This is a genomic window from Cutibacterium acnes (assembly GCF_003030305.1).
Lineage (GTDB): Bacteria > Actinomycetota > Actinomycetes > Propionibacteriales > Propionibacteriaceae > Cutibacterium > Cutibacterium acnes.
The window spans coordinates 141,129-157,156 of sequence record NZ_CP023676.1 but is presented as its reverse complement, the minus strand read 5'-3'; the positions used below and the strand labels follow the sequence as shown (position 1 = coordinate 157,156).

The window sequence follows — 16,028 nt, the reverse complement described above, 5'->3', positions numbered from 1 at the left end:
TTGCCACACGTAGTCGACCAGGCGACCACCCCACGCCCCGCGAGGATGACGACCCTGGCACGTTAGGATCACCACATGGCACATCGAGAGTCGACGTTGATCCTCCTGACGAACACCTACCCGCTGTCACGCGGGGAGGAGTTCCTTGAGAACGAGATCGACCATGTGGGGCGCGCCTTCGATCAGGTGGTGATCATCCCAATCCAGGCTGGTCCCGCCGATGTGCAGACACGAGCCATCCCGAGCAACGCTCAGGTCATGCACATTGCCCGGTCTTCACCCCGGGGCCTCGATCGCGCCCTCGCCGCCGTGAAAGGGCTAGTTCGGCTGCCACCCAGCGGAGTGGACTGGGCAGCGACACGACGACAGCCCCGCCTACTCGTCTCTGACGCTCACTTCGAGGCTTGCGCCCAAACAGCCCTCGACAGCATCCTTGCCAAACTCCCGAACCTCAGGCTGACCTCGGAATCCCATGTCACAATCTATTCCTTCTGGCTCCATATCACAGCCCGCACCGCAACCCTGCTAGCTGAGCAGTTGCGCGCCCAAGGAGTCACGGTGGATCGCGTAATCTCCCGTGCCCATCGCTACGACTTGTACCCCAGCGTTGCCCCTCGTCACCACATCCCAGAACGTCGCCTGCTATTGCAGTCTCTTGACGGGATCTGCCCGGTCTCCGAGCAGGGGACTCGGGAACTGCAAACAACGTGGCCCCAGTACGCCGGGAAGATACACACTCGTTACCTGGGCACTTCCGACCCCGGACCGACGGCCCACTGCCGACGTGACCCATTCACCATTGTCAGCTGTGCCCATCTTGTCCCAGTCAAGAGAATGATCCGGATGCCCGCGATCCTGGCCAGGGTGCGAGCTAGCGGCATCGACGCACACTGGACTCATCTGGGTGACGGCCCACAGATGGACACTCTGCGCGAGGAGGTCACCGTTCACCGCGTCACGGATGCTATCACCCTGCTCGGACACGTCGACAACACCCAGGTCATGGCGACCCAGCGCGATCTCAAACCGTCAGTATTCGTCAACCTCTCCTCCTCGGAAGGACTTCCTGTATCAATGATGGAGGTTGCCTCCCTCGGTATCCCCATTATCGCGACTGGCGTCGGCGGAGTAGGAGAAATCGTCTCGTCTGACAACGGGCATCTATTGCCTGCCGAGTTCACCGACGCCCAGGCATCTGACGCGTTAGTGCAGCTGGCACGTCTGTCTGAGGACGAGTACCAGCAGGTGTGTCAGGCCTCCCGCCAGGTATGGGAAGAAAAGTTCCGCGCCTCTGTCGTCTACCCCGAATTCTGTCGCGAGGTGCTGGGCGGACGCTGATCAGTCCACGCCACGCTCGACAGGGTGACCACCCACCACCACATACTCACGCCGAAGTTTTTGACCAAGTAAGTATCGACGAGGAAAGCTGGCAACGTGGCGACGACCGCCCAGCGCAGCACGACCTCCGCAGGAGAGCCAGTACCGTCAAACAGACGGCGAACCAACTCCACCACGGGGCCTAGTAGAACGGGCAGGAGCAGAACAAAGCCCAGCAAACCGAGCTCCACAAGGACCGCTAACACGGTGGAGTGTGCGCTGCTGAGGGTGGGTCCCCACTGCGTCGTCATTAACTCGCGCCACGGCTCCTGCCGGGCATGACAGTCGTACAAATACCATGGCCACAAACGCCCCGATCCGAGCCCGAAGAAAACATGGTTAAGGTCGCTCGACCACACCTGTATTCCGGTGCGCAGCGTGCGGGACCTCATCGGATCAGACGGGTTCAGCATGCGTCGAAGCCCAGGAACCACAATCACCATACCGATGACGACTACAGCCAGTGCTACGAGCGCTCCCCAGACCATTCGTCTATGACCCGCCCGTCTCACCACCCGGGAGCGGCGCCATACCACCAAGCCAATCGCGCATCCGAGCACGAACAGGGTCGCACAGGCCAGCCCGGCTCGCGAACCCGTCAGTATGACAGCGACAAGCGCGCCAGTAGCCAGTATCCCGCTGGCGACGCGCCGGCAACCGGCCACCGCAGCCGCCACCAACACACCACAAGCCAGCAATAAGGCGACGTGGAGCACCGCAGAACCACCCATACCGGTCGCGAGTCGGGTGGATCCGTGCACCTTCATGGCGCGAGGCCACTGGAGATAAGACACGCACGTCATGGCCGCAGCAGGCCACCACAATCGTTCGATCACCATCCGTCCAGAGGACCTGATCGTCAGCCCCGCGGCCACGGACAGGCCGGCGAGCAGAGTCGCAACCGCAGTGACGGGAGCCATCACTAACAAGAGCCTGGCCACCGGCCCTGGTCCGAGATTAGGCAGCGGGCAGAAGGATGCCGAGACGATAGCCCACACCATGAAACCCAAGGCTCCGCCGAGCATCCACCGTCCGGTCCGTCCAAGGTCATGACGACGCAGCCACAACGCAGGTCCACAAGCCAGGATGATCAGCACATCAACAATGAGATAGCTACTGACGATCCACGGCGGCGAGGTGAGTCCATGCCGAAAATCAGCGAAGGCTTCGACGACCACGAGTGCCACTAACCCCCAAGAGGTCAGCGAACCGATGGCCTGCTGGTAGCGTCCCGGCCCGATGAAGGCCGTACGTCTCAACTAGCCCACCCCCCGGTAAAAAATCGCCAACCCCACCACACCATGACAGCAAGATCAATGGCGATAACGATGCCCATGATCCCCCGCCACAGCAGCACCAGACCGGGCGGTTTAGACGGGCCACGAGTTACCTCAGCAAGGGCGACAAAGAGCGGGAACCATAACAAGGTGGCACGGTTGACACTCATGTACCAGTAACCGATCGAAAAGGCCACCACCTGGATGCCCACCCAGGACGCCGAAGCCCAACGTCGTCGGACAAGGCAGTAGACAAACACCAGGACACCCAGCGCCACCGAAACCAATTCAAGCCGAAATACGACGGCCACACCGCTAGCTCCAGCGCCGTAGAGGGACCGCCAGGTGTCGGCGTGGGTGGCGGGCAAAGTATGCCGCAAGGTCTCCGCCGGGGTCGTAAAACCGCGTCTCCACCCATTCGTCTGGGCCTGGGACCACGCAGTCCACGACCCTGTCAGCCGATGTAGCCACACCACGAAAGCCACCAGCACCGCAGTGGGCACCAGCAGAGTGGATAATCGATTGACGACATCTATGAGGCGGCGACGTCGGGCAGCCTGGCTCGTCGGACGGCCCTCATCCCTATCGCCAAGGACTGCCAAGACTGCCAGCGCCCCTATCAGGAAGAGGCCAGAAACTCGGAACGTGCATGCCAGACCAGCGAGGAGAGCTGCCGCCCACCAGCGCCCAGCACGAGCACGCTCCCAAGCCCAGAAGGCAGCAGCGCAGAAAGGTGCCTCGGTGTATCCGACCATGGTAAACACGGTTGCCGGGGCAATAAGCCACAGACAGGCGGGAAGCATCCCACCAATCCGGAAGAGAGCCCATGCGGCTAAGGCCGAACCGATCAGACCGAGGAGTACCCCGGTAACTTCCATAGGAATACCAAGGAAGCTGCCACCTTTCAGCAATGCCGGAAGTCCGGGAAAGAACGCCATCTCGAGAGGATCGGCGTACCCATTGCGCGCGATCGACATGTAGTGCTGCACGTCCCAATTCCCCGTCACCTGAGAAAAGGTGCGGTGGTACCCGGTCATGACAACCACAGCGACGACTAGCAAGATCGCACGGCTCCCCAACCAGGTCTGGGCCACCAGGCGTCCGTCAGCCGAGGGAGCGAATCGCCTAGCCGTCGCGCGTCCGGTACGCGTCATCGGGCAACCTCCGCGCTGGAATCCTCAACAGGTTCAGGAGCCGGATCTGGGGCGTGATCGAGGACGCCGCCGGTGGGATCGTCGGCATACCCCACCCTGACGACGTCGTTCCAAGGTCGTCGGATGTCATCCAGGACACCCCACGCGAACCACATCTCGCAGGCCAGACGTAGCACTACCGACGCCCAGTACACGACGTCAGCGTCAGAACCACCAGGCAGAGAAAGCCCACCCAAATGAGCCCACACAGCCAAGGAGTAGAAGCACTCACCCACCATGAGCACAGCCCAATCCCGCAGGTCAGGACGGGCCAAAGCAGCAAGCGGGACCAGAAAGAGCATCCACTGCGGCGAATACACCTTATTAGTGATGAACAAAATCAACAGGGCCACGCAGGCCACCTGGGCGATGCGCGGACGCCTCGGCACCGTCATCGACAGCCACGCCAGGCCAAGCAGACCGCCCACCGTCAAGGTGCCCGTAATCCAACCAATTCCCGGAATTGTGCCACCAGAAGAGTCCTGAATGACGTACCAAATCGTTCCCAGGCCAGTACCCGACCAGAAAGTCGAACGCAGATAGGCCCACCAGGTATGCAAGCCCAAACAAGCCGCGATGACGTGGCACACCACCAGCACCAGGGATCCCGCCAGGAGGTACCGTCCCAACTCCGGCAACCGCGTCGCACGCAAGCAGCACACCAAGACGGCAAAAGCCACCACGGCCGCCTGGAGGCTCCCCGCGCAGGCCAGGCCCATCAGGATCCCGGCCAACCACGGGCGACGACGAGCCCAGGCCAGTATGGACGTCGTCGCTAAGGCAACCGGAACCATGGAAAAGTCGATGAGACCGGCGAGGTACACCGCCGGGCACAGCACCACCCAGAAAACATCCCAAGATCGCCTCCGCGCCTGGGTCGGGCGGCCCTTATCATCGACCGGAAGATTAGTGTCCGATCCGCGCCCCAGCAGCATGACGGAGATCGCGACGGCCAGAAAAGCCACAAAGAGCACTATCTGGGCCACTCCCCAGTAGGCATTGGCGGCGTCCAGGACTTGCTGATCCGTGGCCTTCGGGGAGACCTCTGCACCAAAAGCCCACACCACTCGACGGCAAAATGCCATGAGAACGGTTACCAGAGGGGTCTGGGCAATATCAGGGTTCGCGAACAACGACCCGCCATGACCCATCCCTGACGACCGATACAGCGTCGGGATATCCGAGTAGCACTGCCGCTGATATGGATCGACGGCCTTAGCTACATCGTGCTGCACACACGGGGTAACGCGATAGATCGTCAATAACCAGACAACGATGGCACTCATGATGGCCCAGGGGCCCGGATCAAAGAAGACGCCGCGCGGCCAGGCATGGCGGCCCATACGCCCGCCGATGCGACGGTCCAGTCCCAGTTGAGACACACGGGATCCGCGCGGAACATCAAGGCCACGGCGAGCCGTGTAACCCGGGGATCCATCATTTGGGTGTGCGACAGCACACCTCCTAGCTGCCATGGCGTCTTCTTTCGGATCAGGGATGGTCACGTGGTCAGGCTACCCATTCTGTGCCCGACCACTCAGCTGGTTCCCACCGTGCGTCGTCTCGCCCGAGGTCGGACGAGAGGTGTGGGTGGAGGTATGAGTCGGTCTAGAGGTGTGCGCAGGCTGTGACGTCTGTGTGGGTTTAGAGGTGTGTGTATGGGCCGACGCCGTTCTCGTCGCTGAGGGCTCAGAGGATTGCTCCCGAGAAGGCGCCGATGACGGCTCTGGGCTGGAGGCCGACGTGCGAGTCGGCGTCGGAGACGGCCTACCCAGCGACTCTGGATCATTCTGGTTCGACCGGTCGCGATCGGAATCATCCTCGACCGACACCTGCGGACGGTTGGTGGAGCCATAATGCTTACCTGACAGATTCACCCAGTCTGGAGCAGCGAAGGACTTGTTGGGCATCCCCCTCATCGCCGTCTGCATATAGTCGAGCCAGGTGCGAGCCGGGTAATCACCACCGTGGAAACCGGTAGCCCCTTCACGGGCGTAGCGGTTAAGGTTTTCGTTGCCGCTATCCCCCGCCACAAACATGACAGCCGTCGAGATCTGCTTGGTGTAGGCGACAAACCACGCCGACGTCACCCCGTGACCAACTCCCGAAGTACCCGTTTTCCCGGCCACGTGATGGTCAAAGCCGGCCACAATCCGTCCAGTGCCTTCCTCAACCACTGACTGCAGGGCGTAGCTGACGTCATGGCTGATATCAGCCTCAATGGTCTGCTTCGACGGCGTGGGTGCCTGGCAGAGGACCTTGCCTGACTGGTCAACAACCTTGTCCACAATGTGTGGGGTAACCCTTTTGCCGTCATTGGCAATCGTCGCATAGCCCCCCGCCTGAGCCAGTGGACTCACCTCAGCAGTTCCCAAAGCGATCCGGTTATTCAGATCCCACCCAGTTCCCTGAGACAAACCGGCGTCAGTAGCGGCCTGAACAACAGCCCTCGGACCATTCTTAATCCGTGAGACCATGTCGACGAAGGCGGTGTTGATCGACTTCGCAATAGCCTGACGCAAACTGACGGTGCCGTAGTTCCGGTCGTTCTCGTTGTGAACCTCGGTGCTATCCCCGTCAGGTGTGAAAGCGTTACCTTCCAACCGGGAACGCAAGCTGAATCCATGGCGCATCCCTGCTATGGCCGCGTAGGTCTTGAAGGTGGATGCCGCCGGGCGCGCAGTAAGCGCCCAATCGCGGGTATTGGAAATATAGTCATCGCCACCGTAAAGGGCCAGGACACCGCCGGAGCTGACGTCGACTGAGGCAAGCGCAGGATGTAGATTCTTGGCTCCCTCAGGACCAGCGTTGCGGCCAGCAACTTTCTTATATTTCTGGCCTGCAGCCACGGCAGCCTGCTGGTCCTTACGATCCAGGGTGGTCGTCACCTTGAGGCCACCGCCCTTAATTTGTTGATCGGAGAACCCTCTGGCGATGAGCTCGTCGTAAACCAACTTCATGAGGTAGCCGTCGGTTCCCGCCCATCGGTTGTAGTCGGGGACCTTCGGGAATTTCGGCAGCTGCCGATAAGCCTCGTCGTGCTGAGCCTGGGTGATATTGCCGGCCTCCAGCATTCCGTCGAGGACGTACCGGTATCGCTGGAGTAACCTCTCGCGAGCGCCTACGCCACCGCTGGGATCGAAATTTGACGGGCTGTTAAGCACCGCAGCCAACACCGCCGACTGAGACAGGGTGAGCTTCGAAGCATCGGTGTAGAAGAAAGCCCGAGCGGCAGCCTGAACACCATAAGCTCCCCGGCCAAAGTAGATGGTATTGAGATATCCAGCGAGAATGCCCTTTTTAGAGACCTCCTTGCCCGTCTTCACGGCCAGGAGGAGCTCCTTGAATTTGCGACCCATGGTGCGTTCCTGGGACAGGTACAACACCTTGATGTACTGCTGGGTGATCGTCGAGCCGCCTTGCATCTCACCACCGCGAGCGATCGCCCAGGCGGCGCGCGTCATGCCCTTGACCGAGATACCCGGATCGGACCAGAAAGTGCGATTCTCCGCCGAGACGACGGCGTCACGCAGAGTCTTCGGCATCGTCTCATAAGGGATCGATTGACGGTTCTGTACCGAGAAAGACCCGAGGCGACTGCCGTCCCGGTAGTAGATAAACGAGGTGTTCGTCTGGAAGTCGCGGTTAGGGTCGGGAAGCTCGGTGCGCTCATAGGCGACAAAGACCCCAACGACGGCGATAAGCACCAAAGACAAGATTGCGATCACCAAACCCCGGAGAAACTTGCCCAGCCTAGGATGACGGCTGGGCCTCCCGGCGGCCCGACGAGCCCTTCCGGCACCGCCCCCAGTCGCGGGGGCGTGGCGCTTCGATGCTCTGGCGGGTTTGTGGTCAGCCATAGATGTCCTCCACGGTCGGCTGATGGCGAGGTGGGCGGCGGCGTCGACCGTCACCTAGGACGTAGTCGACGAGGATGTGATTCCACAGACAGTCGGGGCAAACCTCGACCTCGTAGACGTGAAACTCGCCGAACTGGTGCTCCATCTCCTCTAGTTCGTCCAGGGTACGGATGCGACCCGAATATTGGCCCAGCTGGTGGCCGAAAGCATGGCGCAGCAGGGCTAAGCGCGGGGACTCACAGACCGGACAGTCGTGGTTGAGGGGCTCGCCATGGTGCATGGCGGCGCGTACCAGCATGGGGTCGGCGTCGCACGCCGTTGGGGCGCTGAGATCGACCTGGGGGCTGCGCAACGCCTCCAGGGTGTGTCGGCGTTGCAGAGCGTGGGAAACCACGTTTCGCTGCGTCTGCATGCCCTCTAGAGTACGGCGCTGCTCAGACGACTTCGCAGCACCAGTGTTCGACGGTGCGTTCTCGAAGAATCCGCCGCACGTGCTTCGAGCCCCGTGTGGCAATCAGGGTGGGAGAGGTGAGAGTTACCACCCCTACTGACATCAAACCCCGTCCCCAACACATTCACCACACCGGTCTCGTGGAGGGGCCCGAGCCACTACCCCTATGCTCGGACCTATGTCCGAAGCCCTCCAGTTACACCGCGCGACACTCGACAACGGGATGCGCGTGGTCGTTAATCCCGACACCACCTCTCCCGGAGTTGCCGTCAATATGTGGTATCGAGTGGGGTCGGCAGACGAGGAACCCGGCCATTTTGGGTTCGCCCACCTCTTCGAACACCTGATGTTCTCGGGCACGACGAGCGGCATCGCATCAAGCGAACATCTGGCAACGATCGAGTCGGTGGGTGGGTCAGCGAATGCGTCGACCAGCTTCGATCGCACCAACTATTTCGAGACAGTACCGGCCGGGGCGCTGGAACTCGCACTGTGGCTAGAAGCTGAGCGGCTGGCGCACTTGGCCGTCACCGAGGCAAACCTGGCAACCCAACGCGAGGTCGTCAAGGAGGAGAAGCGGCAGCGTTACGACAACACCCCCTATGGGGACCTATTCGATCTGCTCCTTGACGGAAGGTTCGGCGGCGAGCATCCCTACGGTCATCCAACCATCGGTTCGGTCCCCGACCTCGACGCCGCCTGTCTCGACGACGTCACCGCCTTTCATTCCACCTGGTACCGGCCCGACAATGCCGTTCTTGTCATTTCCGGGTGTGTTGAAGCCGACGAAGGGTTGACCTTGGCCGATAAATACCTCGGGGCGGTTCCCGCTGCCACCGGGGACCTCCCCGAGCGCATTCAGGGACGAGTTCGCCACGACAACCCTCGGGTCGTCGTTACGCGCCCCCTCCCGCGAACTGCGGTGACCCGGGCATGGGCTACTCCACCCATCACCAACCCCGACAATACTCACCGTCGCCATGGCCACCGACATACTCGGATCGGGGATGAGCTCACGGCTCATTCGCACCCTGGAAAGGGAACGTCACCTCGTCGATGGAGTGGGTATGAACGACTTTGGGCTGGCACGAGGAGCGTCGGCAGCTCTAGTGTCGGCACACCTCAAGCCCGGGGTCTCCGAGAAAGAACTGACCGGGGCTGTCGATGAGATCATCACCGAACTCGCCACCAACGGACCGAGCCAGGCCGAGCTAGAGCGAGCGCGCGCCCAGGTGGAACGAAGTTGGTTGGAGTCGTTGGCCGTCGTTGATGAACGGGCTGACCTACTCAATATGCACGAGTCGCTACTAGGAGACGCTGCCCTCGTCAATACTCACCTCGACCGCATCCGGGCTATCACCGCGGACCACATTGCCGAAGCCGCAAGACGGTGGCTATCCCCCCATCAAGCGTCAACCGTCGTCCACCAGGAGGCGTGATGAAAACCTGTAATGAGCGTCCTCTCACCAGTCGCCCCACCGTGCGTCCTGGCTCGCCGTGGTCCTTTCCACAGTGCCTCGTCGAGACCCTGCCAACCGGCCTCACGGTAGTGCGCGTTCCGATGCCTGGCCAGCGCATCGTCACTATGGAAATCGGGTTGGAAGCGCCCCTGTGTGCCGAACCTGCTGGTCTCGAGGGCCTTGCTGGGCTCGTCGTCCGCACAGCTGACGAATCCACCGGCCCCCATCCCGGCGCAGCTTTCGCTGAGGCCATGGAGTCGATCGGGGCCAGCTACGACGGCTCGGCCGGGTTAGCCGGAAGCCACGTCGGCGTCGATGTGCCCGTGACAAGGTTCGATGCAGCGGCTGAACTCTTCGTCGAATTGTTGAACACCACGAGCCTGGTCGAAGAGGACATCGCTCGTCAGATCGACGCGTCGCGAGCCTCCCTGGCCCAGACCAGCCAGCGCGGATCGTCCCTAGCCGAGATGGCAGCAGCACGGGCGCTATGGCCAGTGGGGTCACGGTCGTCCCTGCCCACGATCGGTACCCTCTCGTCGGTAGAAAAGCTCAACGCTGCAGCCGCACGAGAATTCTGGGCCGCGCACTGGACGATCTCCGATGCCGTGCTGGTGGTTGCCGGAGAGGGAGTCGAGGACCTCGACTTGTCAATATTCAAGGAGTGGACGACCAGCGGTTCCCCCTCGCAGGTTGCTCCACTCCAGCCACGCCTCGACGGACCACGGGTGATTCTTGTCGACCGCCCCGACGCTGTGCAGGCCGACGTGCGTATCCAGCAGGCCACTGTGGGGCGCTCCCACCCGGGTTGGGCTGCCCTCAAGGTCGCATGCGGAGCCCTCGGCGGAACGTTCGGGTCGCGTCTCAACCAGGTGCTGCGGGAAGACAAGGGATGGTCTTACGGGGTCGGAATGTCGAGCCGCCCACTCCCCGATGGTGGAGTGGCGACCGTTGCGGGGTCCTTCCGCACTGAGGTTGGAGCCGACGCCGTGGCCGAGGCATTACGCATTCTCACCTCCAGCGACGACCTGAGGGCCGACGAAGTGGATGCCGCCCGCGACCACTCGGTTGGCATCGCCCCATTGCAGTACGACACCGCCGGTGCGGTCGCCCACCAAGTGGCAGCTCTGGTCGGGGCCGGACTGGCACCGAACTGGGTCGACGATCACCTCGCCGCCGTGGCATCAGCGAGGGCGAGTGCTGGGGAATGGTCGGTGAACCGAGCCTGGCGGGAGTTGCTGATCCCCGACAGCTGGCGGATCGCTATCTGCGGTCAGGCCGAAGAGTTGGCTCCCGCACTGGCTGAGCGTGGACTCGAGGCCGTTATCGTTAGTCCCGCCGAGGTGTTGTCGTAACCGGGCCGATGCGTCGCAAACTGCCCCGAAAACGCGATGGTACCGTCACAATCTCGACTTTTTGGCAGGACCAGACGGCATTGCGCGAGGCTTCGACTCGCCCAAACCACCGCGCATCCTCTACACTATGGAGGTCCACGGGGCATTGGCGCAGTTGGTAGCGCGGCTGCTTTGCAAGCAGTAGGTCAGGGGTTCGAGTCCCCTATGCTCCACCCCACGCACAAGGCTCGAACCCTTGGTTTCGATTCGGGCCTTGTTGCTGTCTTGGGCCCAGGTGAGGGCGTTGGCGTTGATCTGAGGGTCGGGGTGCATTTCGAAGGGTCGGTTGTTCTCGACGCGGAGTTGGTCGTCTTCGTCGATGTGATCTTGGTGAAGAAGGCTTGGTTGCAAAGGCGTCGGTTGACGTTTCGCAGCGTTCGTAGACTTCGGCGTCGGTCAGAAATGTTGAGCCATCTCAAGTGAGCGGACAGACTGACCCCGGAAGTCCACAACACAGGGTTCCGGTGGCCGCTTTAATGCCCGGTAAACCCCTCGCGACCAACGCACACACAGTTCGTGCGGCCGAGCCAAAGCCGTCAAACTCTCTACGTAGTAGGTCCACTGATCGGTGACGAAACGCTTCTGACGAGCGAAAACAGTCAAACGTGGTAGCCGGCAGATGGACGACCACTACCTCTCAGGCCACCGCTTAAGCCCCCTACGTGTTAAATGTCCAGAACCTCATAGGGTGCGACGTGCAGCGCTGAGTCGACCCGTTCTGCAAGTTCACCATCGGCCGCTCGCAACTCATCCAAATTCGCAAAAACTTTAAGCGTACGATCTCCGACCGTCCAGAATTCCTTGTCCCACGTTTCTGGATGCGACCAAAGATCTTCCTTGCCTCCGGCCCAGCTTGGCAGAACACGACGCACCTTCGACACCACGGCAAATTGCTTCCTGGCAGTCGCGTAGACGGTATCAATGCGACAGCCCTGCTCGTGGTCTCGTTGCACCTTGACCAACCGACGCCCCATGAACGAGACACGGTGATCGATCCCGTCAGTACGCAGATCTACCTCAACCTGCTCGGCCCCTCCCCTCATCAGCTTGCGACGTTTCACGTACTCGCGCAGAGCTTCGCTCACTGCAGGTGAAAACCCTCCTGCAAGCTCGGCTGCTTCTTGGAACAGGTTTTGGTCTTCGTCGGAGACATACACGTTTCTAGTGGGCATGTGCATTATTATATGCATATATCAGGGGTCAAGCACCAACCGGTACCCCATTCCGGCATCAGTGATGAGATACCGCGGCCTACTCGGCTCGGGCTCCAGCTTCTTGCGCAACTGGGAAATGTAGAGCCTCAGGTAGCCGGTGTCGGTGACGTGCTCGGAGCCCCAGACCTGACTCAGCATGGTCTGACGAGTCACCAGCCGACCTTCATTACGGATGAGCAGCTCCAGCACCCGCCACTCGGTCGGCGTCAGCCTGACATTGGCCCCGTCACGGGTCACGGTGTGCGCAGCCAGATCCACCCACACCGACCCGAAAGCGACGATTGGTTCCTCATCTACCTCGTCCTGGCCAATACGCCTTGTCAACACGCGGATACGGGCAAGCAACTCATCCATCGAGAATGGTTTGGTGACGTAGTCGTCAGCCCCAGCGTCAAGGGCTTCCACCTTCTCGGCCGACCCGGATCGTCCCGAGATCACCAGGATCGGCGCCGACGACCAGCCGCGCACCGCCTCAATGACCTTTACCCCGTCGAGACGCGGCATCCCGAGATCCAGCAAAATGATGTCCGGCTTGTGATCGATGGCCATCTCCAAGGCGTGCTGCCCATCACGCGCCAACAAGACCTCGTATCCCCTGGCGCCCAAAGTGATCCGCAAGGCTCGCAAAAATTGCGGGTCGTCATCAGCGATAAGAATTCTCATTGAACACTTGCCTCCTCAACCCCTACCCGGGGCAAGCTGATCACCATCGTCAGTCCCCCGCCGGGAGTGTCCTCCAAGGCCAGGGTGCCGTCCATTCCCTCGACGAACCCCTTCGACAGCGCCAGGCCAAGCCCCAGCCCTACGCTGGAATCCGTATCACCCAGCCGCTGGAAAGGCACCATGACATCGTCGCGACGGTCCTCTGGAATCCCCGGGCCGTGATCGATGACTCGAATCTCCACCTGGTTGGCGAAGCTACTCTCCGCCAACCGCACCCGGCTGCCCGCCGGCTCGTAACGCAGCGCATTCGACAACAGGTTGACGACAACTCGCTGCAGCAAGGCTGGGTCGGCGACCATCTCGGGAACGTCAGAACCCAGGTCGATCTCGACGTCGGCCGGCCCCAGGGACAACTCGTCCAGCGCCGGCATGATGACCTCAGCCGGGTCTACCGGCATCACCGAGACCCCCAGCACCCCCGACTGCAACCGGGAGACGTCGAGAAGGTCGGTGACCAAATTCGCCAACTGCGACAACGCCTCATCAGCGGTTTCCAACAAATCGGCACGATCTTGGTCAGAAAGCTTCGACCACTCGCTGCGCAGCCCAGACACAGCGGCGGTGGCAGCCGCCAGGGGGCGGCGCAGGTCGTGACCGACCGCTGACAACAACGCCGTGCGCACCCGGTCGGTGGCCGCTAACGGCTCCACCGCCTTCGCCGTCTCCTCCAGCTGATGCTGCTCCAAGGCTGTCCCCAACTGGGCGGCGATGACCGACATCAGCCGACGCTCCGAGGCGTCCGGCTCCGGGCCGTGGAATTCCACCACGGTATGGTCGTCGATGCGATGCTCCGTGACTTGATCACTCGTTGTACCCCAATTTGCCACAACCTTTCCGTCGGTCATCAATCGCGCCCCAGACAACCCGAAAGCCTCAGTCGCCCTGGACAACAACGACTCAACGGCGTCCTCGCCGCGCAGCACCAAACCGGCCACCGACTGCAACAGTCCCGACTCAGCGGCGGCGCGTCGAGCCACCCGGGTCTTACGGGCAGCGCGATCGACAACAACACTCACCAGGGCCGCGGTGAGCAGGTACAGCAACAGTGCCACCAGGTGTAACGGTTCGTTGACGGTGACGGTGTAGAAAGGTTTGGTGAAAAAATAGTCCAGCGCAAAACCCGAGGCCAGAGCCGCAATGAGCGACGAAAATGCCCCACCTACCAAGGCCACCACGACGGCCAGCAACTCGTAAGCCAGCACATCGGTCGTCAGCGCCTCCGGGCTACGCGACGACACCAACAGCAACGTCAAGAGTGGCCCGAGCACCGCCAGCACAGCGAAACCAGCGATCCGACGCCGCGTCGACAACGACCCACCCATCCGCGGCAAACGCAGCGCCTTCGCCTGGGCGTCATGACTGACGATGTGAACGTCGATAGCACCGGAAGCCCGGATAATGTCTGCCTCGACGTCGTGTCCGGTCAACAGCCGCGAAAGTTTGCCGCGCCGACTAGCCCCGATGACGAGCTGGGTGGCGTTGACCGACTTCGCGAACTCGATGAGAGTCTCGGGGATGTCATCGCCAACGAGCTGGTGGAAGGATCCTCCTAGCTTGTCCACCAACCCTCGTTGCCGGGCTAGTTCCCCCGGATGCGGGGAGCGCAGCCCGTCCTCGGTGGTGACGTGCACCGCCAGCAACTCTCCGCCACCGGCTCGAACCGCGATCCGGGCACCGCGTCGCAACAGGGTTTCGCCTTCCCGACCCCCTGTCAGGGCGACGACTACCCGTTCACGGGCTTCCCAACGGGAGTCGATACCGTGCTCGCTACGGTAGTCGGCCAGCGCGTGATCGACCTCGTCGGCCACCCACAACAAGGCCAACTCACGCAGGGCGGTGAGATTGCCGAGCCGGAAGTAGTTTGACAAGGCCGCGTCGATCCGCTCGGCCGGATACACCTTGCCGCTCGACAATCGGTCGCGCAGGGCCTGCGGGGCGAGGTCGACGACCTCCACCTGGCTGGCCCTGCGCAGCACGGTGTCCGGGACAGTCTCGCGCTGTGGTACCCCAGTGATTTGCTCAACGACGTCGTTGAGAGACTCGATGTGCTGGATGTTGACCGTCGAGATGACGTCAATCCCGGCCTCCAGAAGCTCCTCAACGTCCTGCCAACGCTTCTCATTACGGGACCCGGGGGCGTTGGTGTGGGCAAGTTCGTCGACGAGGGCGACGTCAGGGTGCTGGGCCAGCACCCCGTCAAGATCCATCTCCGGCAGCTCAATGCCACGGCACTCGACGTAGTGCCGCGGGATGACCTCCATCCCCTCGGTCATTGCCGCAGTAGCTGCCCGGCCGTGAGTCTCAACAACGGCGATAACGACATCAGACCCCCCGGCGCGCAGGTGCTTGCCCTCGTCAAGCATGGCGTAGGTCTTGCCGACGCCCGGTGCCGCGCCCAGCAGCACCCGCAACCTTCCCCGAACAGCCACCGCGTCCTCCTAGGCCATGATTACCCGACCGTCAGCACCGTCAGTGCTGGCGATCCAGTTCGGCATTGAGCGTCACGACGTTGACCTTAGTCTCACCGAGGAACCCGAGTTGGCGTCCCGTGGTGTTATCGTCAACGATCCGCCGTACGACGGCCTTGTCGAGATGACGAGCCTTCGCCACCCGAGCGATCTGGATATTGGCGTATTCGGGGCTGATATGTGGGTCCAGACCCGACGACGACGCCGTCACAGCATCAGCGGGTACCCGGTCAGCATCGACGTAGTTGAAGGCCGCCACCTGGCTGCGACGCTCCTTGATGGCCTTCGCCAGGTCCGGGTTTTCCGGGCCCATGTTGGAACCGCCCGAGGACCCGGCATCGTAACCGTCGTCACCGGCAGCCGAGGGACGCGGCTGGAAGTACTTCGGCAACGGCCTTCCACCCTTGTCGGTGAAGGACTGGCCGATGAGGGTCGAGCCGACCACCTTGCCGTTGACCTCCAACTGCGAGCCGTTGGCTTGATGATGGAGCATCAACTGGCCCAGCCCAGTCATAAGGCCGGTGTACACGACGCCGACGATAACAGTAAACAGCAGCATCGAGCGCAACCCGACGAGGACGGTGCGAGTCCTAGAGGAGATGATCATGATGAAC

Annotated in this window: 12 protein-coding genes, 1 tRNA gene and 1 pseudogene; 5 read left to right on the top strand and 9 right to left on the bottom strand. The window is 61.9% G+C overall.

The annotated features are described in order from the left end of the window. Window positions 1-75 precede the first annotated feature (75 nt). Window positions 76-1,338 (top strand): glycosyltransferase, encoded by a 1,263-nt coding sequence (locus CPA42_RS00730; RefSeq protein ID WP_002515719.1) that lies wholly within the window; start codon window positions 76-78, stop codon window positions 1,336-1,338. Here the strand turns inward: CPA42_RS00730 and CPA42_RS00725 are convergent. The 5 genes from CPA42_RS00725 to CPA42_RS00705 all read right to left on the bottom strand — a co-directional run bounded on the left by CPA42_RS00725 (window position 1,299) and on the right by CPA42_RS00705 (window position 8,119). Next, window positions 1,299-2,636 carry an O-antigen ligase family protein gene (locus CPA42_RS00725; protein ID WP_002515730.1) on the bottom strand — a complete coding sequence of 446 codons (1,338 nt, stop codon included), beginning with the start codon at window positions 2,634-2,636 and terminating at the stop codon, window positions 1,299-1,301. The two genes, CPA42_RS00730 and CPA42_RS00725, sit on opposite strands and share 40 nt — an antisense overlap. Beyond that, complete coding sequence (locus CPA42_RS00720; protein ID WP_002515792.1) at window positions 2,633-3,808, bottom strand: glycosyltransferase family protein; 1,176 nt, start codon at window positions 3,806-3,808, stop codon at window positions 2,633-2,635. The genes CPA42_RS00725 and CPA42_RS00720 overlap by 4 nt, the downstream gene beginning before the upstream one ends. Then, on the bottom strand, window positions 3,805-5,190 hold the full coding sequence (locus CPA42_RS00715; RefSeq protein ID WP_002518626.1) for a DUF2029 domain-containing protein: 1,386 nt from the start codon (window positions 5,188-5,190) through the stop codon (window positions 3,805-3,807). The genes CPA42_RS00720 and CPA42_RS00715 overlap by 4 nt, the downstream gene beginning before the upstream one ends. Before the next feature lie 171 nt (window positions 5,191-5,361). Continuing rightward, on the bottom strand, window positions 5,362-7,707 hold the full coding sequence (locus tag CPA42_RS00710) for a transglycosylase domain-containing protein (protein WP_002515734.1): 2,346 nt from the start codon (window positions 7,705-7,707) through the stop codon (window positions 5,362-5,364). Further along, window positions 7,700-8,119 (bottom strand): DUF5318 family protein, encoded by a 420-nt coding sequence (locus tag CPA42_RS00705; RefSeq protein ID WP_002518625.1) that lies wholly within the window; start codon window positions 8,117-8,119, stop codon window positions 7,700-7,702. Before CPA42_RS00705 ends, CPA42_RS00710 begins: the two co-directional genes overlap by 8 nt. Before the next feature lie 205 nt (window positions 8,120-8,324). Here CPA42_RS00705 and CPA42_RS13480 point away from each other — a divergent pair. The 4 genes and pseudogenes from CPA42_RS13480 to CPA42_RS00685 form a co-directional block, all read left to right on the top strand. Beyond that, window positions 8,325-9,065: pseudogene (locus CPA42_RS13480) on the top strand (M16 family metallopeptidase); the annotation flags it as partial. A 73-nt stretch (window positions 9,066-9,138) separates the two neighbouring features. Continuing rightward, complete coding sequence (locus tag CPA42_RS13475) at window positions 9,139-9,597, top strand: M16 family metallopeptidase (RefSeq protein ID WP_002525239.1); 459 nt, start codon at window positions 9,139-9,141, stop codon at window positions 9,595-9,597. Window positions 9,598-9,719: 122 nt separating this feature from the next. Then, window positions 9,720-10,970, top strand: a complete 1,251-nt coding sequence (locus tag CPA42_RS00690) for a M16 family metallopeptidase (RefSeq protein ID WP_002518622.1) — start codon at window positions 9,720-9,722, stop codon at window positions 10,968-10,970. Between the two features lie 139 nt (window positions 10,971-11,109). Further along, window positions 11,110-11,182 (top strand) — tRNA-Ala (locus CPA42_RS00685). Window positions 11,183-11,674: 492 nt separating this feature from the next. Here CPA42_RS00685 and CPA42_RS00675 read toward each other — a convergent pair. The 4 genes from CPA42_RS00675 to kdpC are packed head-to-tail and all read right to left on the bottom strand — an operon-like array spanning window position 11,675 to window position 16,021. Further along, window positions 11,675-12,199 (bottom strand): EXLDI protein, encoded by a 525-nt coding sequence (locus CPA42_RS00675; protein ID WP_002525240.1) that lies wholly within the window; start codon window positions 12,197-12,199, stop codon window positions 11,675-11,677. A gap of 3 nt (window positions 12,200-12,202) precedes the next feature. Further along, on the bottom strand, window positions 12,203-12,886 hold the full coding sequence (locus CPA42_RS00670) for a response regulator (RefSeq protein WP_002512833.1): 684 nt from the start codon (window positions 12,884-12,886) through the stop codon (window positions 12,203-12,205). Next, window positions 12,883-15,375, bottom strand: a complete 2,493-nt coding sequence (locus CPA42_RS00665; protein ID WP_002550939.1) for a sensor histidine kinase — start codon at window positions 15,373-15,375, stop codon at window positions 12,883-12,885. Before CPA42_RS00665 ends, CPA42_RS00670 begins: the two co-directional genes overlap by 4 nt. Before the next feature lie 40 nt (window positions 15,376-15,415). Then, window positions 15,416-16,021: a potassium-transporting ATPase subunit KdpC gene (gene kdpC, locus CPA42_RS00660; protein WP_002515896.1), complete on the bottom strand. Its 606-nt coding sequence runs from the start codon at window positions 16,019-16,021 to the stop codon at window positions 15,416-15,418. Window positions 16,022-16,028 lie beyond the last annotated feature (7 nt).